We start from the raw sequence: 26,759 nt of genomic DNA on the forward strand, positions 1-26,759 counted from the left end.
GTGCAGAGCAACGACATCGCCATCATCGGCATGGCCTGTCGGTTCCCCGGAGCTGACGACTACCGCCAGTTCTGGACCACCGTGGAGCGCGGTCGCTCGCATGTCGGCGAGGTGCCCGGCAGCCGTTGGGACTGGCGGGCGTACGCGGACACCGAAGGCCCGGGAACCAGCAGATGGGGCGCTTTCCTGACGGACGTGGAGGCCTTCGACGCCGCGTTCTTCCGGGTGTCTCCGCTGGAGGCGGAGAGCATGGACCCCCAGCAGCGGATCATGCTGCAGCTCGTCTGGGCCTGCTTCGAGGACGCCGCCGTGCGGCCCGGAGAGCTGGCGGGCGGCGACGTCGGGGTCTTCGTCGGCGCCTTCAACCTGGACTACAAGGGGCTGCAGGAAGCAGGGGCGCGGGAACCCGCCGCGCACCACGCCACGGGGACGGCGAGTGCCGTCATCGCCAACCGCGTGTCCCACTTCTTCGACTTCACCGGCCCCAGCGTGACCGTCGACACGGCATCCTCCGCATCCCTCGACGCCTTACACCTGGCAGTGCAGTCCCTGCGGCAGAAGGAGTGCGGCGTCGCGGTCGCGGGCGGCATCAGCCTCGTCCTCACGCCCGCGCGGACCGTCTCGTTCTCCAAGGTCGGGATGCTGTCCCCGACCGGCTCCTGCAAGACCTTCGACGAACGCGCGGACGGGTACGTACGCGGCGAGGGCGGCGGCCTGGTGCTGCTCAAGCCGCTCGAGGACGCCCTGCGCGACGGCGACAGCATCCACGGTGTGATCCGGGGCAGCGCCGTCAGCCACGGCGGCAGGACCCGCAGCCTCACCTATCCCAGCGCCGACGCGCAGGCCAGAGTCATCTCGAAGGCTTTCGCCCAGTCCGGTGTCGCACCCCGGACCGTCGGCTACGTCGAGGCGCACGGCACCGGTACACCCACCGGCGACCCGGTCGAGGTCCGCGGACTGGTGGAAGGGTTCCGGCAGGCCCGTGGCGACGACGACGCCGCCGGACCGTACAACTACTGCGGACTCGGCTCCGTCAAACCGAACATCGGCCACCTGGAGCCCGCCGCCGGGATCGCGGGCGTCATCAAGGTTCTGCTGTCGATGGCGCACGAGAAGATACCGGGCCTGCCGGACTTCACGAAGCTGAATCCCGCCATCACGCTGGAAGAGACGCCCTTCTACATCGCGGATTCCCCACGGGAGTGGGCGAGAGCGAGCTCGGAGGCGGGCGAGCCCGTGCCGCGCCGCGCCGGGGTCAGCTCGTTCGGCTTCGGCGGGACGAACGCGCACGTGATCCTGGAGGAGGCGCCGCCCGGACAGCCGGTCACGCCGCAGCCCCGGCCCGCGTACCTGATCTGCCTGTCCGGCAGGACCGAGACGGCGCTGCGGCGCCGGGTCGAGGAGCTGGCGGACTGGCTCGGGCGGGCGGGGAGCGACGCCGACCTGACGGACCTCAGTGCCACGCTGCTCCTCGGACGTGAACACTTCGACGTCCGGGCGGCGTTCGTCGTGGGGAGCGCCGCCGAACTGCGGGACAAGCTGAAGCGCCTGCTGCGCAAGGGCCGCGCCGGGAAGTGCTTCCACAACCTCGGCCGGGACAGGAGTGCGTCCGCGGAGGAACTCCGCCTGGAGCAGCCTGACTTCCACATCGGCGCGGAGGTGCCCGCGCCCGAGTACGTACGCCAACTCATCGCCCTGGCCGAGTCGTTCGCCGCCGGGGCCGACCTGCACGGACACGACCTCTTCTCCGCGGTCCGGACCGAGAAGCTCCGGCTGCCGACGTATCCGTTCGACGCGCAGCGGTTCTGGATCACGGCTGACGCAGGTGACACAGACGACGCAGGTGACCTGGGTGACGCGGCGTCGTCCGGCTCCCCGTCGGAGCGGCTCCCCTCGGAGCCCGGCGGCCGACCGGAGGTCGAGGGCCTGGTCAGGGCCGACCTCCACAGGATCGCCCGCGGCGTCCTCAAGCTGCCCGCGGACGGCATCCAACCGGCGCACAAACTCTCCGACTTGGGCTTCGACTCGGTCGGCAACACCCGCCTGTCCGCCGAACTGAGCGCGTACTACGGGATCGATCTCACTCCGGCGGACCTCTATACGCACTTCACGCTGGGCATGATCCAGGAACACCTCGTCCGGGACCACGGCGACGCGGTGGAGCGGACGTACGCGGCGACCACGGAACCGCCGGCCTCGCGGCAGGAACCCGGGCTGCAGAGCGCCGTACGGCAGGACGCCGTGCGGCAGGACGCCGCCCTGTCGTCCCGGCCGGAGCCCGGTGCCGGGACCGCTGCCGTCCCCGGCGAGGTCGACATCGCCATCATCGGTCTGAGCGGACGCTTCCCGCAGGCGCGGACGGCCGACGACCTCTGGGACATCCTCGCGGGCGGCCGGGACGTGGTCGGGCCCCTTCCGCCGCGGCGGCGCCGGGACTGGGCCGGTGCACCCGACGGCCAGGAACCCACGGGCGGATGGCTGCCGGGCGCGGCCGAGTTCGACCCGCTGTTCTTCGAGATCGTCCCCAGCGAGGCCGAGGCCATGGACCCGCGGCAGCGACTGCTGCTCCAGGAGTCATGGCGGGCCCTGGAGGACGCCGGCTACGGCGCGGGGAAGCTGCGCGACCACACGATGGGCATGTTCGTCGGTGCCGAGCAGGGCGACTACCAGCGGATCGCGGGCGGCGAGGAGACCCTCACCTCCGCCCACGACGGCATCCTGGCGTCGCGCCTCGGGTACTTCCTGAACTTCTCCGGACCGGTCCTCGCGATCAACACGGCGTGCTCGGCCGGTCTTTCCGCCGTGCACCAGGCCTGCGTGAGCCTGCGCACCGGCGAGTGCGACACCGCGCTCGCCGCGGGCGTCAACATCCTCGCGACCTCCCAGTTCTTCCGGCACGCCGACCGGTCCGGAATGCTGTCCGACGACGGCGTCTGCCGCCCCTTCGACAAGCGCGCCAACGGGATGGTCGTGGGCGAGGCGGTGGCCGTCGTGGTGCTCAAGCGCCTCTCGAAGGCGCAGGCGGACGGGGACAGGATCCACGCCGTCATCAAGGGCAGCGGCATCAACTACGACGGCCGTACGAACGGAATCACCGCGCCCAGCAGGTCGGCGCAGTCCTCGCTGCTGCGTTCCGTGTACGAGCGGTTCGGCATCGACCCGGACGAGATCGAGCACGTGGTGGCGCACGGCACCGGCACCCGGCTCGGCGACCCCATCGAGGTGAACGCCCTCGCCGACGCCTTCGGCCGGTACACCGACAAGAAGCAGTACTGCGCGCTGACCTCGGTCAAGAGCAACCTCGGGCACACCCTGGCCGCGTCCGGAGTGGTGAGCCTGATCGGCCTTGTGCAGTCGCTGCGGCACGAGACCCTGCCCGCCAGCAGGCACTGCGAGCAGGACAGCGACTACATCGACTGGCCGCGGAGTCCCTTCTACGTCAACAAGGAGACCCGCCCCTGGAAGGCCAGGCCCGGCAAGAAGCGGCTCGGCGCGGTCAGTTCCTTCGGGATCAGCGGTACGAACGCCCACGTCGTCGTCGAGGGTTACGACGCGCCGGAGTCCGGGGACTCCGGCGATCCGGCGCGAGCTCACCTCCTCGTGCTCTCGGCCAAGACCCGCGAGGCACTGACGGCCAGGGTCACCGAACTCCTGGCCTTCCTGGAGAACAGAGGCCAGGACCGGGACGGTCTCGCCCGGATCAGCGCCACACTTCTCGTCGGCAGGCATCACTTCGCGCACCGCTGCGCGCTGCTCGCGGCGACGCCCGAGGAAGCCGCGCGACTGCTCCGTCAGGTGCTCGAAGGACGGGAAGCGCCCGACACGTACCAGGGCGTGCGGCCGAGGGACTTCGCACCGCAGACCGCGCTCGCCGAGCACGCCAACCAGTTGGTCGCGCGTGCGGGCGGCCCGACCGGCGTCCGGAGCGAGCACCAGGACGCCCTGCGCGCGCTCGCCGACCTGTACCGCCAGGGCTACGACCTGGAATGGGAGGGCCTGTTCGGCGACCGGGTACCGCCGGTCACGTCCCTGCCCGCCTACCCCTTCGCCCGCGAGGAGTACTGGATCGACGGGCAGGACGGGCAGGACGGGCAGGACGAGCCCGCGGGGGAGCAGTCGCGGGCCGCGGGCATCGGCAGCGAGGACCTGCACTTCTACGTGCCGCGCTGGGTGGCGGCCGCCACTGCGGAACCGGGCTCCGACGCAGGAACCGAAGCGGGTTCCGACGCAGGCACCGAAGCGGGCTCCGGGGCGACCCTGCTCGTCTTCGACGACGAACCGGCACGCGTCGCGCTCTTCCGCCGCCGGCATGCGGGAACCGTGATCCAGGTGCGGGCCGGTGCGTCGTTCGAGGAGCACGCCACCGACCACTACGTCGTCGACCGGCACAGCCAGGCGGACTTCGACCGGCTGCTGACCGCGGTGGACCTTCGGGCGCGGACACCGCTCGCCGTCGCCAACCTCTGGCCCCTGGCCTCGGACGGTTCGGACCGTACGGCCGAGCTGGAGAGCCTGCTCCACTTCTTCCGGGCAGCACACCGCACCGGGCTCGAACGCGAACTCCGGCACCTGTCCGTCGTACCGGGTGAGCAGGGCCCCGCCGGGGCCGCGGCACAGCCGCTCTCGGGGTTCGCGCGCGCCATGACGCCGGTGAACCACCTGATCCGGATGAACACCCTGCAGTTCGACGAGGTGCGGGACGCCGAAGCCGTGGTGGCCGGGGTCCTGGACGAACTCCGCGTCATGGAGGGGACGTCCGCGCGCGGCGGGCAGGAGGCCCGGCGTGCCGGTGGCGTCCGGTCCGCGCGGGTGCTGCGGCCCTGGACCGATGGCGTGAACCCCTCGTCCGGCCTGCCGTTGAAGGAGAACGGCGTCTACCTCATCAGCGGCGGCGCGGGTGAACTCGGCGGGCACCTCGGCAAGCACCTGGCCGAGCAGTGCCGGGCGAGGCTCGTCCTGCTCGGCCGCAGGGCGCCGGACGCGGGCCTGCGGGAGCGGATCGCGGTCCTGGAGGCGGCGGGCGCGCAGGTCGAGTACCTGCGGTGCGACGTCGCCGACCGCGGCGCGGTGCGCGCCGCACTCGACGCGGCGCGGGCGCGGTTCGGCGGGCTCGACGGGGTCTTCCACAGCGCGGGCGTCCTCGGCGGCACCGACGTCCTGACCGCGTCGAAGGCCGACTTCGACGGGGTCCTCGCGCCCAAGGTGCACGGCACCGTCCACCTGGACGAGCTGACGCGCGAGGAGTCCCTTGACTTCTTCGTCCTGTTCTCGTCGATCGCCGCCCACCTCGGCGACTTCGGGCAGGGCAGCTACGCGGCGGCCAACGGCTTCCTCGACGCCTACGCCCACCACCGGGAAGCGCTGCGCGCCCGGGGCGAGCGTCGCGGCAGGACCATCTCGGTCGGCTGGCCCTACTGGGACGAGGGCGGAATGCTCGGGGACATCGAGCAGGACGCCATGTCGAAGGCCCTCTACTTCGACCACTCCGGCCTGCGCGGCCTCGGGACCGCCGAGGGCATCCGGGCGCTGATGACGATGCTGGCCTCGGAGGAGACGCAGGTCGTGGTGGCCAAGGGCGAGCGGGACAGGATCGAGCGGGTGCTGCGCGTCGCCGGACGCGAGCGGGCGGAGGCGACCGCCGGTGCCGGTGCCGGTGCCGGTGTCGGCGTCGGTGCCAGTGTCAGTGTCGGTGTCGAGCCGCGGTCCTTGACCGCCGAGGGGTCCGCCGTGCCCGCCCCCGACCTGTTCACCGGGGCCGTCGGCTACCTCAAGGACATGATCTCCCGGGTCTTCAAGATCAAGGCTGAGCGCGTCGACGCCGCCGCCGAACTCGGCGAGTACGGCATCGAGTCGATCCAGATCCTGGAGCTGCTGCGGCTGCTCGGCAAGGACTTCGAGGCCGTGCCCGGCACGCTGTTCTTCGAGTACCGCACCATCCACGAGCTCGCCGGGTACTTCGTCCGCGACCACGCGGAGCGGATGACGGCACTGCTCGACACCGGCCCGGCCGCCGCAGCGGTCCCCGCCGCCGTGCCGTCGGCCACGACCGGGCAGGCCCGCGTGACCGCGCGCGTCGACGCGGCGTCGAGCGGGTCCGGCGGCTCCGGCGGGTCCGGGCGGTCCCGGGACGTGGCCGTCATCGGGATCAGCGGCCGCTACCCGCACGCCGACGACCTGGACCAGTTCTGGGAGGTGCTGCGCAAGGGCGAGGACTGCGTCGAGGAGATCCCGCCGCACCGGTGGGACAAGGACGCGTACTACGACCCGGAGACCAAGCCCGGCAGGACCACCAGCAAGTGGGGCGGTTTCATCGACGGGGCGGAGAACTTCGACGCGATGTTCTTCGGCATCCCGCCGAAGCGGGCCGCCGCGACCGACCCGCAGACCAGGCTCGTCCTCCAGGAGGCCTGGGCCGCCATGGAGGACGCCGGGTACACGCGCCAGGGCCTGAGCGCCGACGGGGCCGGGAAGGTCGGCGTGTACCTGGGCATGACCTGGAACGAGTACCAGCTCTACAGCGGCCAGGACGTGTCCGACCGTGCGGAGGCCGCCAACCTCGTCTCCTACTTCTTCGACCTCCACGGGCCGAGCCTCACCGTCGACACGGCGTGCGCGTCCTCGCTGTACGCGGTCGCCATGGCGTGCGAGAGCATCAGGAGCGGCGAGACGTCGATGGCCTTCGCGGCGGGCGTGAACCTGTCGCTGCACCCGAACAAGTACGTGGCGCTCAGCCAGCTGAACTTCCTTGCCGCGGACGGGCGTTGCCGTTCGTTCGGCGAGGGCGGCACCGGCTATGTCCCGGGGGAGGGCGTGGGCTGCGTCCTGCTGAAGTCCCTGGACCGGGCCGTGGCGGACGGGGACCACATCCACGCCGTGATCCGGGGCGTGGCGACGCGGCACGGCGGAAAGACCAACGGCACCACCGTGCCCAACCCGTCGGCGCAGGCCGACCTGGTGGTGGCCGCGCTGCGGGACGCGGGGATCTCCGCACAGGACGTCAGCTACGTCGAGGCGCACGGGACCGGCACGTCGCTGGGCGACCCGATCGAGATCACCGCCCTGACCCGGGCGTTCCGCGAGGACACCGACGGGACGGGGTTCTGCTCGATCGGATCGGTCAAGTCGAACATCGGTCACCTGGAGGCCGCCGCGGGCATCGCGGGCATCACCAAGGTGGCCCTGCAGATGCGGCACGGGATGCTCGCGCCTTCCCTGCACTCGCGGCAGCTGAACCCCTACATCGACTTCTCCGGCTCGCCGGTCCGCGTACAGCAGGAGCTCGCGGCGTGGAAGCGGCCCACGCGGACCGTGGCGGGAGTGACCACCGAAGTGCCCCGCATCGCCGGTGTCTCCTCGTTCGGTGCCCACGGCGCCCTCGCCAACGTGCTGATCGAGGAGCACATACGGCAGGACGACAGGCCGGTGCCCGGTCCGGCACCGGAGCTCGTGGTGCTGTCGGCCAGGAACCCCGAGCGCCTGCGGGAGAAGGTGCGCGCACTGGTGCGCCGGCTGCCGGAAGGGGGCGCGGACGCCCGCCTGGGAGACATCGCGTACACGCTGCAGGTCGGCAGGGAAGCCATGGAGGAACGGCTCGCCCTGCTCGTGGAGAGCCGGGACGAACTGCTCGAAAAACTCCGGGCGTTCCTCGACGGAGCCCAGGACATCGAGGGTGTGTGCCGCGGCCGGACGCGGCGGACCCGCGAGGCGCTCGCGGACTTCGAGGCCGACGAAGAGCGCCAGCGGCAGGTGCGGCACTGGCTTCAGAGCGGTGCGCACAGGGAGCTGGCGGACATCTGGGTGGACGGCCTGAGCGTGGACTGGGAGCTCCTGGCCCGCGCCACGCCGCCGCGCCGCGTCCCGCTGCCCACGTATCCCTTCGCGCCCGAGCGGCATTGGGTCGGCGCACCGCTCGAAGCCGGGGCGGCCGGCGGGGCAGGCACCGCGCGGTTGCACCCGCTGGTGCACGCCAACACGTCCACCCTGGAGGCCCAGCGGTTCGACTCGGTGTTCTCCGGCGACGAGTTCTTCCTGAGGGACCACGTCGTCAAGGGCGACTGTGTGCTGCCGGGTGTGGCGTATCTGGAGATGGCGCGCGCGGCGGTGACGAAGTCGGTCGACAGCCGTCCGGACGGTCTCGCCCTGCGCAACGTGGTGTGGGCGCGGCCCGCGAAGGTGGGGGACCGGCCTGTCCGGGTCCGCACGGTGCTGACCCCCGGCGCGGACGGCGAGGTCGCGTTCGAGGTCTCCGGCGTGCCGGATGCGGCCGGTGACGAGGCGGTGCCCGTGGTGCACGGCCAGGGCGTGGTGTCGCTCGGCGAGCCCGCGCCCGCCGAACCGGTGGACCTGGCGGGGCTGCGGGCCGCGTGCGAGGGGACACGGCTCGACGCGGAGCACTGCTACCAGGCCTACGAGCGGCTCGGCCTGGCGTACGGGCCCGCGCACCGCGGGATCGAGAGCGTGTGGGCCGGGGACGGTCAGGCGCTCGCCCGGCTGCGGCTGCCCGCGGAGGTGCACGGTTCGCTCGACGCGTTCGTGCTGCACCCGAGCCTGCTGGACTCGGCGTTGCAGGCGGCGATCGGTCTGGGGCCTGTCGAGGACGCGGCCCACATCCCGTTCGCGCTGGACGAGCTGCAGGTCTTCGGACCGTGCAGCGAGGTGATGTGGGCCTGGGTGCGCCGCAGCGCCGACGACCGGCCCGAGAGCCGGGTGCGCAAGCTCGACATCGACCTGTGCGACGGGTCGGGTGTCGTGTCCTGCCGGTTCAAGGGGTTCTCCGCCAGGCCTTACGAGGCCGATGGCACGACCGCGCGGCCCCGTCCTGAGCAGCCCGAGCGGATTGCTCAGGACGAGCGGATCGCTCACGACGAGCGGGCGGCTCAGGACGACCGTGCGGCTCAGAACGGGGCAGATGTGAGTGGCGACGGGCTCGACGACCTGACCTCCCGGTACCTCATCGGGCTGCTGGCGTCGGAGCTCGGCCTGGCCGCGGACCGGATCGACGCCGACGACGCGTTCGAGGTCTACGGCATCGACTCCGTCATGACGATGGCCCTGACCGCCAAGCTGGAGCAGGTCTTCGGCTCGCTGCCCAAGACCCTGTTCTTCGAGTACCAGAGCATCCGCGCCCTGACGCAGTACTTCCTGGAGACCCACGAGGACGAGCTGAGGCCCCTGCTCGGCGCGGACACACCCAAGGCGACCGTGACGGGCCCTTCGGCCGCGGCGTCCCCCGGGCGCCTCGCGCGGACTCGCCCCCAGGCCGCTCGGACCGCCCCGGCCGCCCATGCGGCCGAGGGTCCCCTCGACGTCGCCGTCATCGGCCTCGCGGGGCGCTACCCGCAGGCGCGGACGGTGCGGGAGTTCTGGCAGAACCTGGTCGAGGGCAAGGACTGCATCACCGAGGTTCCGCGGGACCGGTGGGACCACAGCCGGTACTTCGACCCTGACGTCACCGCCGCGGACCGGACGTACTCGAAGTGGGGCGGCTTCCTGGAGGGTGCGGACCGCTTCGATCCGCTGTTCTTCAACATCTCTCCGCGCGAGGCGGAGTACATGGACCCGCAGGAGCGGCTCTTCCTGGAGTGCGTGCAGGAGACGTTCGAGGACGCGGGCTACACCCGTGCGGCGCTGGGCCGTGACCGGGGCGATGGCGGTCCCGGCGGGAACGTCGGCGTGTTCGTGGGGGTGATGTACGAGGAGTACCAGCTGTACGCCGCCCAGGAGCAGGCCAGGGGCCGGAACCTCACGCTGGCGGGCAGCGCGTCGTCGATCGCGAACCGCGTGTCGTACTTCTTCGACCTGCACGGGCCGAGCATGGCGGTCGACACGATGTGCTCCTCGTCGCTCACGGCGATCCAGCTGGCGTGCCAGAGCCTGCTGACGCGCGGGTGCGAAGTGGCCGTCGCGGGCGGTGTGAACCTCTCCCTGCACCCCAACAAGTACCTGATGCTCGCGGGCGGCAAGTACCTGTCGAGCAAGGGGCAGTGCGAGAGCTTCGGTGAGGGCGGCGACGGTTACGTACCGGGCGAGGGCGTCGGCGCCGTACTCCTGAAGCCGCTCGCGAAGGCGGAGGAGGACGGCGACACGATCTACGGCGTCATCCGGGGCGTGGCCGTCAATCACGGCGGCAAGACGAACGGCTACTCGGTGCCCAACCCGCGTGCGCAGTTCGACGTCATCGGCCGGGCCCTGCGGGAAGCGGGTGTGGACGCGCGGTCGGTGAGCTACGTCGAGGCGCACGGCACCGGCACGTCGCTCGGCGACCCGATCGAGGTCGCGGGCCTGACGCGGGCGTTCCGCGAGCACTCCGACGACGTGGGCTTCTGTGCGATCGGTTCGGTGAAGAGCAACATCGGACACGCGGAGAGCGCCGCGGGCATCTCCGGTCTCACCAAGGTGCTGCTGCAGATGAAGCACGGGCAGCTGGTGCCCTCGCTGCACTCGGAGGTGCTGAACCCGCACATCGACTTCGAGGACAGCCCCTTCGTCGTGCAGCGCGGCCTCTCGGCATGGCAGCGCCCGCTGGCGGCCGACGGCACGGAGCTGCCGCGCATCGCAGGGATCTCCTCCTTCGGCGCGGGCGGTTCCAACGCCCACCTGATCGTGGAGGAGTACGTCCCCGAGCGGGCACGGCAGCTCCCGCAGGACGGCCCCGCGGTCGTCGTGCTCTCCGCGAGGACACCGGACGCCCTGCGGGAGCGGGCCGAGCAGCTGGTCCGGTGGATCGCGGACGAGGACGGCGCCGATGCGTCGCTCGCGGACATCGCGCACACCCTGCAGACGGGCCGGGATGTGTTCGAGGAGCGCCTCGGTCTCGTGGTGGACACGACCGCCGGCCTCGTCGCCGAGCTGACGTGCTTCCTCGACGGCGACGAGGTTCCCGGCCTGCACCGGGGCACGGTCAAGCGGCGCAAGGACGACGCGCTGCAGCTCTTCGCCGCGGACGAGGACATGGCCCGCACGCTGGGCGCGTGGGCGGAGAAGGGCAAGTTCGACAAGCTGCTCAAGCTGTGGGTGACAGGGGTGACGGTCGACTGGGGGAAGCTCCCCCGTCGGGGTGCGCCGCGTCGCATCCCGATGCCCGCCTATCCCTTCCAGCGCGAGCGCTACTGGCCCGCCACGAGCACGGACACCGAGGCGGCGCCGCGGGTGGCGCGGCAGCTCCATCCGCTGGTGCACACGAACACGTCGAGCCTGAGCGGGCAGCGGTTCACCTCCGTGTTCACCGGGGACGAGTTCTTCCTGGCCGACCACCGGGTCCACGGTGAGCGTGTGCTCTCCGCGGCCGCCTGCCTCGAACTGGTACGGGCCGCCGTCGAGGCCTCGTTGGACGAGCCGCACGGTCCGCTGAGCATCGCCGACGTGGTGTGGGCGCGGCCGGTGACGGTGGGCGAGGGGCATCGGGCCGTCGAGGTGCGTCTGCTGCCCAGGGGACAGGACGAGATCGGCTACGAGATCGTCGGCCCGCGGTCCGACGCGGACCCGGTGGTCCACGGCGAAGGCGTGGTGCGGGTGGAGCAGGCGCACGCCGCGGCCCCCACGGCCGCCGAGGTGGACATCGCCCGCCTGCGCGCCGAGTGCGAGAGCACCACGATGGACGCGGACCAGGTCTACGACTGGTTCCTGGCGCAGGGCATCTCCTACGGCCCCGGACACCGGGGCATCGAGCGCCTGTGGATCGGCGACGGCCAGGCCGTGGCCCGCCTGACGCTGCCGGATGCCGTCGGCACCACCCTGGGGACCTACGGGCTGCACCCCGCCCTGCTCGACTCCGCGCTCCAGGCCTGCGTCGGCATGGCGCCGGGAGAGGGGCCGCAGCGCGAACTGCTCCTGCCCTTCGCCGTGGACGAGGTGCGGATCCTGGGCGCGTGCACCGCTTCGATGTGGGCGTGGGTGCGCGGTGGCGCCGACGCTTCGGCGTCCGCCGGTTCCACGGTCCACCGGCTCGACATCGACCTCTGCGACGACGCGGGGAGGGTGTGCGTCCGGCTCAGGGGTGTCTCGCTGCGGGCGCTCCCGGTGGAGCAGCCCATGGGTGAGCTGCTCGCCGCGCCGAGCTGGGTCGCCGATGACCGGACGCCGGACGCGCGGGGGGCGGACACACTTGAGGCGCACGGCACGCCCGCCGCGCTCGCCCTGCTCATTGGTCTTCCCGGGGTCGCGGAGGCACTGCGGTCACGCGGAACCGGACGGGTCGTGCTCCTGGAGTCCGGTTCGGCGAGCGTCGACGGGCGGTACTCCGACTACGCCCGGCAGGTCTTCGCGACGGTCAAGGAACTGCTCGGCGAGCGGGCGCACCACGCGGTCCGCGTCCAGCTGGTCGTCCCCACCGACGCGGACGCGTGGCTGTGGACGGGCCTCGCGGGCATCCTCAAGACCGCGCAGGCGGAGAACCCCCGAGTCTCGGGGCAGTTGATCCTGGTCGACCCGCAGGACGGGCCGGAGCGTGCCGCGTCCCACGTGGAGTCCGAGCGGTCCGCATCGGTGTCCGCACAGGACGCGGCGGTCCGGTACAGGGCCGGGGTGCGCGAGGTGCTGCGGTGGCGCGAGTTCGAGGGCGCCCCCGCGGCCCCGCTGCCGTGGAAGGACGGCGGCGTCTACCTGATCACCGGTGGTGCCGGTGGGCTCGGCGCGCTGTTCGCGCGGGACATCGCCGCCAAGGTGGACCGGCCCCGGATCGTGCTGACCGGGCGTGCCGAGCGGGACGCGGGCAAGGACGCGCTCCTGGAGCAACTGCGGCTGCTGGGCGCCGATGTGGTCTACCGGCAGGCGGACGCCGGCGTCGAGGAGGACGTCGTGGCGCTCGTGGGCTGGATACGCGGGACGTACGGCCGGGTGGACGGGATCCTGCACTCCGCCGGGGTGCTCCGGGACGGTTTCATCCTGCAGAAGTCGGCCGAGGACTTCTCCACCGTGCTGGCCCCGAAGGTCTCCGGCCTGGTGCACCTGGACTCCGCGACCCAGGACGCGGACCTGGACTTCCTCGTCCTCTTCTCGTCCTTCTCCGGCGCGTTCGGCAACGTGGGACAGGCCGACTACGCGGCGGCGAACGCGTTCATGGACGCCTACGCGGGCCACCGGAACGCACTCGTGGCACAGGGCAGGCGCAGCGGGCGGACGGTGTCGGTCAACTGGCCGTTGTGGGCCGACGGCGGGATGCACGTCGACCCGGGCGTCGAGCAGTGGCTGCGGGCGCAGTTCGGCATGGTGCCGCTGCGCGAGGACACCGGGGTGCGGGCTCTGTACCGGGCGCTTGCCGCTCCGTACGACCAGGTCCTCGTCCTCGAAGGCGACCGGGCCCGGATGAGGCACACCCTGCTGGCCGCGGACGAGCCCGGGGCCACGAGCGCACCGCGGCGTACGGAGGCGACGAAGACGGCGGAGACGGCGGATACGCCGGGGACGCCGGGGACGCCGGATGCGCCGGAGGTGGCGGAAGGCCTGGCAGGACGGGCCGAGGCGTACTTCAAGAAGCTGCTGTCGTCGGTGATCAACCTGCCCCCGGCCAGGATCGACGCGGAGGCGGCGCTCGACGACTACGGCGTCGACTCCGTCATGACCATGGACATGACCCGGACCTTGGAGGAGGTCTTCGGGTCGCTGTCGAAGACCCTGTTCTTCGAGCACCGCACCATCGAGGCCCTCGCCGGTCACTTCCTCGAAGCCCACCCGGACCGGATGCGCGCACTGCTGTCCGCCGGGGAGAGCGGCCCCGGTGCCGGGGGAGCGGTCCGTGCCGCCTCCCCGACGAGCGCCGCCGAGCGGGTGCGCCCGTGGCGGGCTTCCGTGCCCGTCACCGCACCTGTCACCGCGCCCGTCGCCGCGCCCGTCTCGGTGCCCGGCACCGCGGGGCAGATGGACATCGCGATCGTGGGCCTCGCGGGGCGCTACCCGCAGGCGCGCGACGTGGCGGAGTTCTGGGAGAACCTCGCGGCGGGCAGGGACAGCGTCACCGAGATCCCCGCGTCGCGCTGGGACCACGGGCAGTTCTTCGACCCGCGCAAGGACGCCGCCGGCAAGGCGTACAGCAAGTGGGGCGGCTTCCTCGACGGTGCCTACGACTTCGACCCGCTGTTCTTCAACATCTCCCCGCGCGAGGCGGAGACGATGGATCCGCAGGAGCGCCTCTTCCTCCAGTGCGTCCACGAGACGCTGGAGGACGCCGGGTACACGCGGGGCGGCCCGAAGAGCCGTACCGGCAATGTGCTCGACGGCCGGGTCGGCGTGTTCGTCGGTGTGATGTACGAGGAGTACCAGCTCTTCGGCGCCCAGAACCAACTCCTCGGCGGTGCGTCGGCCGTGGCGGGCAGTTCGGCCTCCATCGCCAACCGGGTGTCGCACGTCTGCGGGTTCCACGGTCCGAGCCTGAGCATCGACACCATGTGCTCGTCCTCGCTGACGGCCGTTCATCTCGCGTGCCAGAGCCTCAGGTGCGGCGAGTCCGAGGTGGCGATCGCGGGCGGCGTCAACCTCTCGCTGCACCCGAACAAGTACCTGCTCCTGAGCCAGGGCAAGTTCGCCGCGAGCGACGGCCGGTGCCGGAGCTTCGGTGCCGGCGGCGACGGCTACGTGCCCGGCGAGGGCGTGGGCGCGGTCCTGCTGAAGCCGCTGGCCGCGGCGATCGCCGACGAGGACAGGATCTACGGCGTCATCAAGGGCACGTCGGTCAACCACGGCGGCGGCGCGGGCGGCTACACCGTGCCCAACCCCAAGGCGCAGTCGGAGGTGATCGGCCGCGCCCTGGAGACGGCCGGGGTCGGCGCGCGTGCGGTGAGCTACATCGAGGCGCACGGCACCGGGACCGCACTGGGCGACCCGATCGAGATCACGGGCCTGTCGAACGCCTTCCGGGAGCACACCGGTGACCGGCAGTTCTGCGCGATCGGTTCGGTGAAGAGCAACATCGGTCACGCCGAGAGCGCATCGGGCATCGCGGGCATCACCAAGGTGCTGCTGCAGATGCGGCACGGCAAGCTGGCGCCCTCCCTGCACGCGGAGACGCTGAACCCGCACATCGACTTCGCGGACACCCCGTTCGCCGTCCAGCGCGAACTCGCCGACTGGGACCGGCCCGTCCTTGCCGGTGACGGCACGGGCGCGGAGCTGCCGCGCGTCGCCGGGATCTCGTCCTTCGGCGCGGGCGGGTCGAACGCCCACGTCGTCATCGCGGAGTACGCACCGGAAGGCCACGAGGACGTGTACCCGCTCGACCCCGCGCTCGGCGCGGTGGTGCCCTTGTCGGCGCGGACCGAGGAAGGGCTGCGGGCGCAGGCCGAGAACCTCCTGGACTGGCTGGAACGGCCGGAGAACGCGGCCGTGGGCCTCGCGGACGTGGCGTACACGCTGCAGGTCGGGCGGGAAGCGATGGAGGAGCGCCTCGGCGTCCTCGCCGCGTCCGTCGGGGACCTGGCGGCGGGGCTGCGCGGATTCCTCGCCTCGGCCGACGACGGCGGCGGGAGCGTGGTGCGCGGCTCGGCCAGGAGCGACAGCGCCGTACGGACGCTGCTCTCCGCCGACGCGGATCTGAGCACGATGATCTCGACCTGGGCAGGCAAGGGGAAGTACGACAAGCTCCTTGAACTGTGGGCGAACGGTGTGCCCGTCGACTGGAGCGTCCTCTACGACGGCCGGACCCCGCGCCGCATCGGCCTTCCGACCTACCCCTTCGCCCGCGAGCGCTACTTCCCCTTCGAGGGCCAGCCGCTCACCGCCGCGGAGCACGCCGGTCCTGCAGGCTCCCCGGCCGGTGCGCCCGCCGAGCGCGCGCGGCCGCTCGTCTTCGTCGAGGAGTGGAGTCCCGAGCCCCTGCTCGAAGCCCCGGCGCGGAAGCTCGGCAGCATCATCTGCCTGTGCAGCGGTGCCGAGCGCCAGGCCGAGTTCGCGCGGGCGGTCCGCGCGCTCGACCCCGACGTCCGTGTCGCCTTCGTCGGGCAGGGTGCCGCCTTCCGCCGGATCTCCCCGGACTCGTACGAGATCCGCACGGCGGAGGCCGGTGACTACGCGGACGCGTTCGGCGCCATCGCCGCGAGCCACGGCGCCATCGACGCCGTCCTCGACCTGTGGAGCCTTGAACCGGGCGCGCGCCCCGACGACGTCAGCGAGGTCGTCCTCGCCCTCCAGGCCCTGGACCGGGCGGAGGTCTCCGCGCGCCGGTTCGTGCTCGCGGGCCAGTACCGCGACGGTGTCGAACGCGCCCACATCGAGGCGGCCATGGGGTTCGAGCGCTCGCTGGGGCTCGTACTGCCGCAGACCGCGTTCACGGTCGTGCTGCAGGACGCCGCTGATCCGCGGCGGCCCGCCGGTGTCGCGGGCTGGGCCGAGCGCCTTGTCGCCGAAGTGCGCCAGGAGACCGCGTCCAGCGCCCTGTACCGGGACGGCGGACGTTTCGTCAGCCGCGTGCGGCAGGCGGAGGTGACCGACGCACCCAGCGTCTTCAAGCGCGGCGGGACCTACCTCGTCACCGGCGGTCTCGGCGGCCTCGGGCTGATCGTGGCCAGGCACCTCATCGGCGGCCACGGGGCCAATGTCGTGCTGACCGGCCGCTCCGCGCCGGACGCGCGGCGGCAGGAGGAGCTGCGCGAACTCGGCGCGGACAAGGTCCTGTACACACAGGCGGACGTCTGCGACGCGGGCGACATGAAGCGCGTACTGGCGCAGGCACGTGAGCGGTTCGGATCCGTGCACGGCGTCATCCACGCCGCGGGGGTCGCGGGCGGGGAGAGCATCCTGGACAAGAGCGTGGCCGCCTTCGAGCGGACGACGGCCGCCAAGGTCGCGGGCACCCTCGCGCTCGACGAGGTGCTGGCCGGCGAGGTCCTCGACTTCGTCTGCTACTTCTCGTCGACCTCCGCGGTGATCGGTGACTTCGGCACCTGCGACTACGCGTTCGGCAACCGCTTCCAGACGGCCTACGCCGCCCACCGCGCCGAACAGGGCGCCGCCGGGGAGGTCTCCGGCAAGACGGCGGTGATCAACTGGCCGCTGTGGCGCGAGGGCGGCATGGGCCTCGACGAGGACGCGACGGACCTGTACCTGCGTTCCAGCGGTCAGGACTTCCTGGAGACGCAGGACGGACTCCGGCTGTTCGAGGCCCTGTTGGCCCAGGACGCCGTACAGCACATGGTCGTGGTCGGGGAGCCGGGGCGGGTGCACCGCTTCCTCGGCCTGCTGCCGCCACGGCAGGCGGTCGCCGCGCCCGTCGACAGGAACCCGGACCTTGACCGGGACCTCGACCTGGACGTTGACCTGGACCTGGAGCAGGTCCTCGACCAGGACCTGCGGGACATCATCTGCCGCGTCGTCAAGGTCTCGCCCGACCGGATCCACGAGGGGGACAGCCTCTCCGAGTACGGCTTCGACTCCGTGAGCCTCGTCGAACTGGCCACCGGCATCGGCGGGCACATCGGCGTCGAGATCACACCGTCGGTCTTCTTCAGCCACCCCACGCTCGGGAAGCTGCGCAGCCACCTCGTCGGCAAGCACAAGGACGTCCTTGAGGTGCTCTACGGCGCGGCACGTGCGTCGTCGGCGGCCGAACTCCCGGCCCAACTCCCGGCCGTGCCCGTCGAGGCCTTCGAGGCCGTCGAGTCCGTCGTGCCCGTTCGGGAGGAGACGGCGCCGGACGCGCAGGCCGGCCCCGCGCCCCGGGCGCGGTCCGCGGCGGGCGGCGACGACGCCGTGGCCGTCATCGGCATGAGCGGACGTTTCCCCGGTGCGGGCGACGTCGACGAGCTGTGGTCCGTCCTCTCGGAGGGCCGCGACGTCGTCAGCCCGGTCGGTGCCGAACGGCTCGCGCTATGGGGCGAGGAGACGGACGGACCGCTCGGCGCCTTCCGCTGCGGTCAGCTCTCGGGGCCGGAGGAGTTCGACCCGCTGTTCTTCGAGATCTCCCCCAAGGAGGCCCGCGCTCTGGACCCGCGTCAGCGCCTGCTCCTGCAGGAGTCGTGGCGCGCGCTGGAGGACGCGGCGTGGAAGCCCGGTTCGCCGGACAAGGTCGGCATGTTCGTCGGCGTCGAGCACGGTGACTACGAGGGCCTGGCCGAGAGCACGGGCAGCATCACCGCCAACCACGACGGTGTACTCGCCGCGCGGCTCGCCCACTTCCTCGACTTCACCGGCCCGGTCCTGGCGATCAACACCGCCTGCTCGTCCGGGCTCGTGGCCGCCCATCAGGCCTGCCTGAGCATCCGCGACGGCGAGTGCGACACGGCCGTCGCGGCGGGCGTCAGCCTGATCACCACACCCCGGCAGCTCGCCGACATGCGGCAGGCGGGAATGCTGTCCGAAGACGGCGTCTGCTACGCCTTCGACGAGCGGGCCAACGGCATGGTGGTCGGCGAAGCCGTCGCCGTCGTCGTGCTGAAACGGCTGTCGGCGGCCGTCGCCGACGGGGACCGGATCCACGGCGTCATCCGCGCGAGCGGGATCAACTACGACGGCAGGTCCCAGGGCATCACCGCCCCCAACGGCGCCGCGCAGGTCGAACTCCTGCGGTCGACCTACGAGAAGTACGGCGTCGACCCGGCGGAGATCGACTACCTGGTCGCCCACGGCACGGGCACCCGGCTCGGCGACCCGGTGGAGGTCAACGCGCTCAACGACGCCTTCACCGGCCTCACCGACAAGCGGCGGTACTGCGCGCTGACCTCGACCAAGCCCAACGTCGGCCACACGCTCGCGGCGTCCGGGCTCGTCAGCCTGATCGGGGTCCTGCAGGCCATGCGCCACGAGACCATCCCGGCCAGCCTGCACTGCGAACGCGAGAGCACCTACATCGACTGGCAGGACAGCCCGTTCTTCGTGAACCGGGCGAACAGACAGTGGCCGCGCACGGCGGGACGCGAGCGCGTCGCGGCCCTGAGCGCCTTCGGCATGAGCGGAACCAACGCACACATGGTGGTGGAGAGCTTCGTGACGCCCGACAACGAGCACGACGCGACGTTGCCCGCCCACCTCTTCGCCGTGTCGGCGAAGGACCCGGAGGCGCTGCGGCAGCGGGTCGCGGACCTGGCAGGCTTCCTCGACGAAGGCACCGATGGGCACAGCCCCCGCCACGTCAGCGCGACGCTGCTCGACGGCCGGGCCCACTTCCGGCACCGGTGCGCCGTGGTGGCCCGGGACACGCGCGAGGCCGCGCGGCTGCTCCGCGCCTGGCTCGGCGGCGCGACGGTGCCGGAAGTCGTCGACGGCAGTGTGGCGAAGGGCTTCGTCCCGCGGGCCGAGGCGCTGGAGACCGGCAACGAGGTGGTGCGCGAGGCGTTCCAGCTGCGCCACGACCGGTCGGCGTTCACGGAGGCGCTGCGCGGCGCCGCGCGGCTCTACTGCCAGGGACACGACCTGGACTGGCGGGGGCTGTTCGGCGGCAGGCGCCTGACTCCCGTGTCGCTGCCCGGGTATCCGTTCGCCAAGAGACGTTGCTGGCCTGCCGATGCCGATGCCCCTGCCCCTGCCGAAGCCGAAGCCGAAGCCGCCGAGAGTGTCGGCGACGTCCGGCTGCGGCGGGTGATCGCGGACTCCGGGAGCGGCCGCGGTTTCGACGACGACCTCCTCTGCGGGCTGCTGGTCACGCAGCTGCAGGCGCTCGGCATGGCGGCGGAGGGCAGCGGCTCCGTCGCCGACCTCAGGGACGGCCTGAAGCCGGGGCGTGTGCACAGCCGTTGGCTCGACGAAAGCCTCCGGTTCCTGGCCGAGCACGGCCACCTGGAACGGGACGGGGAGCGCTACACGCTGACCCCGACGGCATCGGCGGGCGGTGGCACCGCATGGCGGCGCTGGGCGGCCGTCTGCCGGGAGAGCGGCGGTACGAACCCCTACGTCAACCTCATGGACCAGGCGATCCGCGGCTGCCCGGACGTCCTCGCGGGACGCAGCAGAGGTACTGACGTGATCTTCCCCGGTGCGTCGACGTCGCTGGTCGAGGGCATCTACCGGCGCTCCGACAGCGCCGAGGCCCTCAACGAAGTCGTCGCGGAGCAGGTGGCGGACCGCGTCGGGGCCCTGCTCGCGGCGGACCCCGGCCGCCGGGTCCGCGTACTGGAGATCGGTGCGGGCACGGGAGGCACCACCGACAAGGTGCTGCGCGCGCTGGGACGTCACCGGGACGGCATCGCGGAGTACTGCTACACCGATGTCTCCTCCCACTTCCTGCGCACGGGCAAGAAGGAGTTCGGCGCCGAGCACCCGTACCTGCGGTACGAGCACTTCGACGTGGAGCGGAGCCCGGCAGGCCAGGGCCTTGCCGAGGGGGCGTACGACATCGTCCTTGCGACCAACGTCCTGCACGCCACCGGCGACGTCCGGGCTGCGGTGCGCCACGCGCGGGAACTCCTGGGCCACGACGGCACGCTCGTACTGAACGAGCTGGCCGCCCGCACCCTGTTCTCGCACCTGACCTTCGGTCTGCTCGACGGGTGGTGGCTCTACCGGGACCCGGAGCTGCGGATCGAGGGATGCCCCGCGCTCGCGCCCGACCGCTGGCGTGCGGTCCTGCACGACGAGGGCTTCGCCGCCGTGTCCTTCCCCGCAGCCGCGGCCCACGACGCCGGGCACCAGGTCGTCGTCGCCCGCGCCGCCGCGGCGGTACCCGCGCCGGACGCGCACGAGCCCGATCCGCGCGAACTCGACGCGTACGTACGGCGCGAGATCGTGGCACAGCTCCGGAAGGCCCTGGAGCTGGAGGAGGACGAGATCCACGTCGAGGACTCGTTCGCGGACTACGGCGTGGACTCCATCGTCGGCGTCCAGCTGGTCCGGGACCTCAACGAGACCCTCGGCGGGGTGCTTTCGCCCACCGACCTGTTCGACCACAGCTCGGTCCAGCGGCTGGCCGCCTACGTCACCGAGACCTTCCCGGCACAGATCGGCGCCCGCGTGGCGCGCCCCGCGCAGGCCCCGCCGGCCGAGCTCCCCACGGTGGGCGCCGCACCCGTGGTGGGTACGGCGGACGCCGACGCGGTGCGCGCCCCGAGCACCGAACCGCACCTGGAACCGATCGCGATCGTCGGCATGAGCGGGCGGTTCGGCCGGGCGGAGAGCGTCGACTCGCTGTGGGAGCACCTCGCCGACGGCGAGAGCCTGGTCGGCGAGATCACCCGCTGGGACATGTCGCGGTTCGTCGAGCCCGGCGCGGACGTCCCCTCGCACGCGTCGCTGATGAACGACATCGACCGGTTCGACCCGGCGTTCTTCCAGATATCGGGTGTCGAGGCGACCTACATGGACCCTCAGCAGCGCATCGCTCTGGAGGAGTCCTGGCGGGCGTTCGAGGACGCGGGTTACGCCGGAGCGGGCGTCCAGAGCACCGACTGCGGTGTCTACATCGGAACGCAGCCCGTCGACTACCTGCCGTCGCCGGGGGCGGACACCCCGGCGCAGGCCATGTGGGGCAACGCCGAGTCGATCATGCCTGCCCGCATCTCGTACCACCTCGACCTGCGGGGTCCCGCCGTCGCCGTCGACACGGCGTGCTCGGGCTCGCTGGTCGCCGTACACATGGCGTGCCAGGCGCTGCGCGCGGGCGAGGTCGGGATGGCCCTGGCGGGCGGTGTCTCCGTCCAGTGCGCGCCCCACTACTACCTGCAGGCCCACCGCGCGGGGATGCTCTCCCCGACCGGGCGGTGCCACACCTTCGACGAGCGGGCGGACGGTTTCGTACCCGGCGACGGCGTCGGCTTCGTCGTGCTCAAGCGCCTGAGCGACGCGCTCGCCGACGGCGACCACATCCACGGCCTCGTCCGCGGGTCCGGCCTCAACCAGGACGGCACCTCCAACGGCATCACCGCGCCGAGCGCCAAGTCCCAGGAACAGCTGCAGCGGGCCGTCTACGACAAGTACGGCGTCGACCCCGCCGACCTCGGGCTCGTCGAGGCGCACGGCACCGGCACCCGGCTCGGCGACCCCATCGAGTTCCAGGCGCTGACCCGGGCGTTCCGCGGCTACACCGACAAGCGGGAGTACTGCGCCATCGGCTCGGTCAAGACCAACATCGGTCACACGTCGCCGACGGCGGGCGTGGCCGGGCTCATCAAGATCCTGCTCGCGCTGCGGCACCGCGAGATCCCGCGCTCCCTGAACTTCGAGCAGGGCAACGCGCACATCGACTTCGCGGCGAGCCCGTTCTACGTCAACACGGTCCACCGGGAGTGGCCCGCCGAGGCCGGCCGCCCGCGGCTCGCGGCGCTGAACTCCTTCGGGTTCAGCGGGACCAACGCCCATGTGGTGGTGGAGGAAGCGCCCGTGCGGCCACGTGACGGGGCGCGCCCGCCCGTCCACCTCATCGCCCTCTCCGCCCTCTCCCACGATCAACTGCGCACTCAGGCCGAGCAGTTGGCCGACCATCTGCGCGCGCACCCCGACACCGACCTGGGCGACGTCAGCCTGACGCTGCTGCTCGGGCGCAGGCACTGCGCGGTCCGGCTCGCCTGTGTCGCGCGGACCACCGACGAACTGGCGGACCGGCTGCGGGAGTGGCTCTCGACCGGACGCGAGACGCACGTGCGCGTCGCCGACCTGTCCGAGAGCCGTCCGGGCGGGGACGCCGCGCAGGAGCGGCGCGGCAACTCCCTCATCCGGCAGTGCGCCTCGGGTGCGCCGGAGAGCGAGCGCGTCGAGCACCTCACGGTCGTCCGCGACCTCCACCTCCAGGGCCATGAACTGGAGTACGCGCAGCTGTTCGCCGGTGGTGCGCACCGCAGGACGCCGCTGCCGACGTACCCGTTCCTGCGCGGGCGGTACTGGCTGCCCGAGGCGGTCGAGGCCCCGAGCAGGCCGTCCGCCGCGCGCCTGGATCCCGCATCCGCAGCGCCCGCGCCAACTGAGGCCGTGTCGGCGGAGTCCGTGCCGGTGGAGTCTGTGCCGGTGGAGCGCCCGGCGCCTCCGGTGGACGGGAACCACCTGACGCTGGCGCCCGTGTGGGTCCGCGACCGGGCCCCCGAGCAGGAGCTCTCCCCGCGGGCCGGCGTGGTCGTCCTCGGTGCGGACGCCGCCGAACGCGCCGCAATCGCGGCCGAGTTCGGCTCCCCGGTCTTCCTCGACGTCGAGCCCGGGTCCGGCCTGGACGCGCTGACCGCGCGGCTGCGGAGCGTCGGGGACATCCGGCACCTGGTCTGGATCTCGCGGCCTGGGGAGGACACGGACGCCGCCGCGCTGCTCCGGCGGACCGATGCCGGTGTGGTCGCGTTCTTCCGCCTCGTCAAGGCGCTGCTCGCGCTGGGGCACGCGGGTTCGGACCTGACCTGGACCGTCGTCACGCGGCAGACGCAGCCCGTCCTGCGGGGCGAGCGGGTCCACCCCGCCGACGCGGGCGTGCTGGGCCTGGCCTGCGTGATGGGGAAGGAACTCCCCAACTGGCGGGTGAACCCGCTCGACCTCGGCGCGGACGACGCCCTGCCCGTTCCCACCCTGCTCAGCGCCGCTTCGCAGCCGGTCAGGGCGGTGCGGGGCGGGCAGTGGTTCCGGCAACGGCTCGCGCCCGCGGCGCTGGCCGAGCCGTCCCGCAGCCCCTACACCAGGGGAGGCGTGTACGTGGTCCTCGGCGGGGCCGGTGGCCTCGGGGAGCTCTGGAGCGAGGACATGATCCGGCGCTTCGGCGCCCAGGTCGTGTGGATCGGCAGGCGGGAGCGGGACGACGACATCCAGCGCAAGATCGACAGGCTGGCCGCGCTGGGCCCCGCACCCGTGTACGTCCGCGCCGACGCCGCTGACCGCGAGTCCCTCGCCGCCGCCCACGCGCGCATCAAGCAGCGTTTCGGCACGGTCAACGGCGTGGTCCACTCCGTGTTCGGCCTGGTGGACCAGGGCCTGCCCAACACCGACGAGCAGCGGTTCCGGCTCGGCCTGAGCGCCAAGCTCGACGCGAGCGCGTGGATGGCCGAGGTCTTCGACGCGGGCGACCTGGACTTCATGCTGTTCTTCTCGTCGGTCTCCTCGCTCAACCCGGCCATGGGCTACTGCAGTTACGTCGCGGGCAGCGCCGTGGAGGACGCCCTCTCGCACCGCCTTTCCGCCGATCGGCCCTACCCCGTGCGGGTGGTCAACTGGGGGTACTGGGGCGCGGTGGGCAGCGGCCTCGACGTGCCGCAGCACATCAGGGAGCGTCTCTACGAGCAGGAGGGCCTCGCCGACATCGACCCGGCCCTCGCCCTGGCCACCGTCGAGCGGCTCCTGGCGTCGCCGCTGGTGCAAGTGGCCCACCTCAACACACGCAAGCCGCGGAAGTTCGAGTCGTACGACGGCCGCGAGTCGGTCCGCGTCCTCGGGTCCGCGGCGCGCAGGCCCGCGCTCGCCCCGGCGCTGCCGTCCCGTGCAGACCAGGTGCGGGCCGTCCGCGCCGGCACGAAGGCCAAGGCGATGGAACTGGACGAGGTCCTGGCCAAGTTGCTGTGGTGCGACCTGAGGGAGCGCGGCTGGTTCGGCGGGCAGGTCTTCGACGTCGCGTCCTTCATGCGGGACAACGGGATCCTGGACGGGTTCGACCGGTGGGTGCGGGAGTGCTTCGCGGTCCTGACGCGCTTCGGCCACATCAAGGAGACCGGCTCCGGGTCCTTCACCGCCACGGAGAGCGGGTTCGACGCGCGGGAGGCCGAGCGGGAGTGGGAGCGCGGCAAGCGGGTGTGGCTCGCTGATCCCGAGCTCCGGGCCACGGCCGACCTGGTCGACCGGACCTTCCGCGTGCTGACCGGGATCCTGACGGGAACGGCGTCGGCGGTCGAGGTGATCTTCCCCGGGTCCTCGCTCGACCTCGTCGAGGGCATCTACAAGCGGAACATGATCGCGGACCACTTCAACGACGTCGTCGGCGACTGCGTCGTCGAACTCGTCGAGCGCAGGATCGCCGAGGACCCCGAAGCCACGTTCCGCATCTTCGAGGTCGGCGCGGGGACGGGCGGCACGACCGCCACGCTCATGCGGCGCCTCAAGCCGTACGCGCGGAACATCGGTGAGTACTGCTACACCGACATGTCGAACGCCTTCCTCATCCACGGCACGCGCGAATTCGGCGCCGAAAACCCCTTCCTGCGCTGCCAGTTGTTCGACGCGGGCAAGGCGGTTGCGGAGCAGGGCTTCACCGAGGGCGCCTACGACCTCGTCGTCGCGACCAACGTGCTGCACGCCACCCGGGACATCCGCGAGTCGTTGCGCAACGCCAAGGCGCTGATGAAGCCCGGGGCCGCGATGGTCATCAACGAGATCAACGGATACACGCCGTTCAGCCTGCTCACGTTCGCGCTCCTGGACGGCTGGTGGCTCTACGACGACCCGGAGCTGCGCACCGAGGGCGGCCCCGCGCTGGAGCCGGAGATGTGGCAGTCAGTGTTGGAGTGGGAGGGGTACGGGTCGGTCGAGTTCCCCGCCACCGGCGCGCACGTGCTCGGCCAGCAGGTCGTCGTGGCCCTCAGCGACGGGGTGATCCACCAGACCCGCGGCACGGAGCAGCCGGACGCGGTCGGGCCGACGACCGCCGCCGAGCGGACGTCCACCGTCGTGCGGCCGACCGCCGTCGAACCGGCGGCGGCCCCCGCCACGCCTGCCCGGGTGGACCCCGGGGCCCTCAAGGAAGCCGTGCTCACCTATCTCAAGGATCTGGTGGCGCGCACCCTGATGATCCCGGCGGACTCCATCAGGGCCGGGGAGCCCCTGTCCACGTACGGCATCGACTCCATCCTGATCCTCCAGCTGCTCAACGGGCTCCAGAAGGACCTTGGGGAGGTCAGCAGCACGCTCTTCTTCGAGTACCGCACCGTCGGCGCGCTGGCCGAACACTTCGTCGCCGAGCGGCAGGAGGACATCGCCCGCGTCGTCGGTCTCGTAGAAGCCGTTGAACCGCAGCCGCTGGAAGCCGTTGAACCGCAGCCGCTGGAAGCCGTTGAACCGCAGCCGCTGGACACTCCCGCGCCGGAGCCCGAGCCGCGGCGGGAACGCGCCGCGCGGCCCCGGCACGGCGGGGACATCGCGGTCGTCGGCGTGAGCGCGCGGTTCCCGCAGGCCGACACCCTGGACGAGTTCTGGGCGGGCCTGCGGTCGGGCAGGGACTCGATCACCGAGATCCCCGCGGACCGGTGGCGGCTCGACGGCTTCTACGAGGCCGACAAGGACCGGGCCGCCGACGAGGGCAAGAGCTACAGCAAGTGGGGCGGCTTCCTCGACGGCTTCGCCGAATTCGACCCGCTCTTCTTCGCGATGACGCCCAACGAGGCGGTGGAGGTCGACCCCCAGGAGCGCCTGTTCCTGCAGGAGACGTGGAAGGCCTTCGAGGACGCGGGCTATACGCGGGCGCGTCTGGAGCAGCAGCACGGCGGACGCGTCGGGGTCTTCGTCGGCATCACGCGCGCCGGTCACAACCTCTACGGACCCGAGCGCTGGCAGCGCGGCGACACGACCTCCCCGTACACATCCTTCGGGTCGGTCGCCAACCGCGTGTCGTTCAAGCTGAACCTGAACGGCCCCAGCATGCCCATCGACACGATGTGCTCGTCGTCGCTCACGGCGCTGCACGAGGCGTGCGAGCACCTGCTCCGTGACGAGTGCGAAGTGGCCGTGACGGGCGGCGTGAACCTCTACCTGCACCCGTCGGGCTATGTCGGCCTCTCCCGGCTGCAGATGCTCTCGGACGACGGCAAGTGCCGCAGCTTCGGGAGCGGCGGCAACGGGTTCGTGCCGGGCGAGGGCGTCGGTGCGCTCATCCTCAAGCGGCTCGACGACGCGGAACGGGACAACGACCGCATCCACGCCGTCATCCGCGCCACGGGGGTCAACCACGGCGG

The 26,759-nt window shown here is 72.1% G+C and carries 1 protein-coding gene (cut by a window edge); it reads left to right on the forward strand.

What is annotated here, in order from left to right; translation table 11 throughout:
* A protein-coding gene (locus AC07AG_RS21175; protein ID WP_478756639.1) for an SDR family NAD(P)-dependent oxidoreductase crosses the window boundary here: on the forward strand, positions 1-26,759 show its 5' portion. It continues 1,147 nt past the right edge of the window; the window shows 26,759 of its 27,906 coding nt (coding positions 1-26,759); the start codon lies at positions 1-3; the stop codon falls past the right edge of the window.

The organism is Streptomyces sp. NPDC044044, assembly GCF_056434405.1.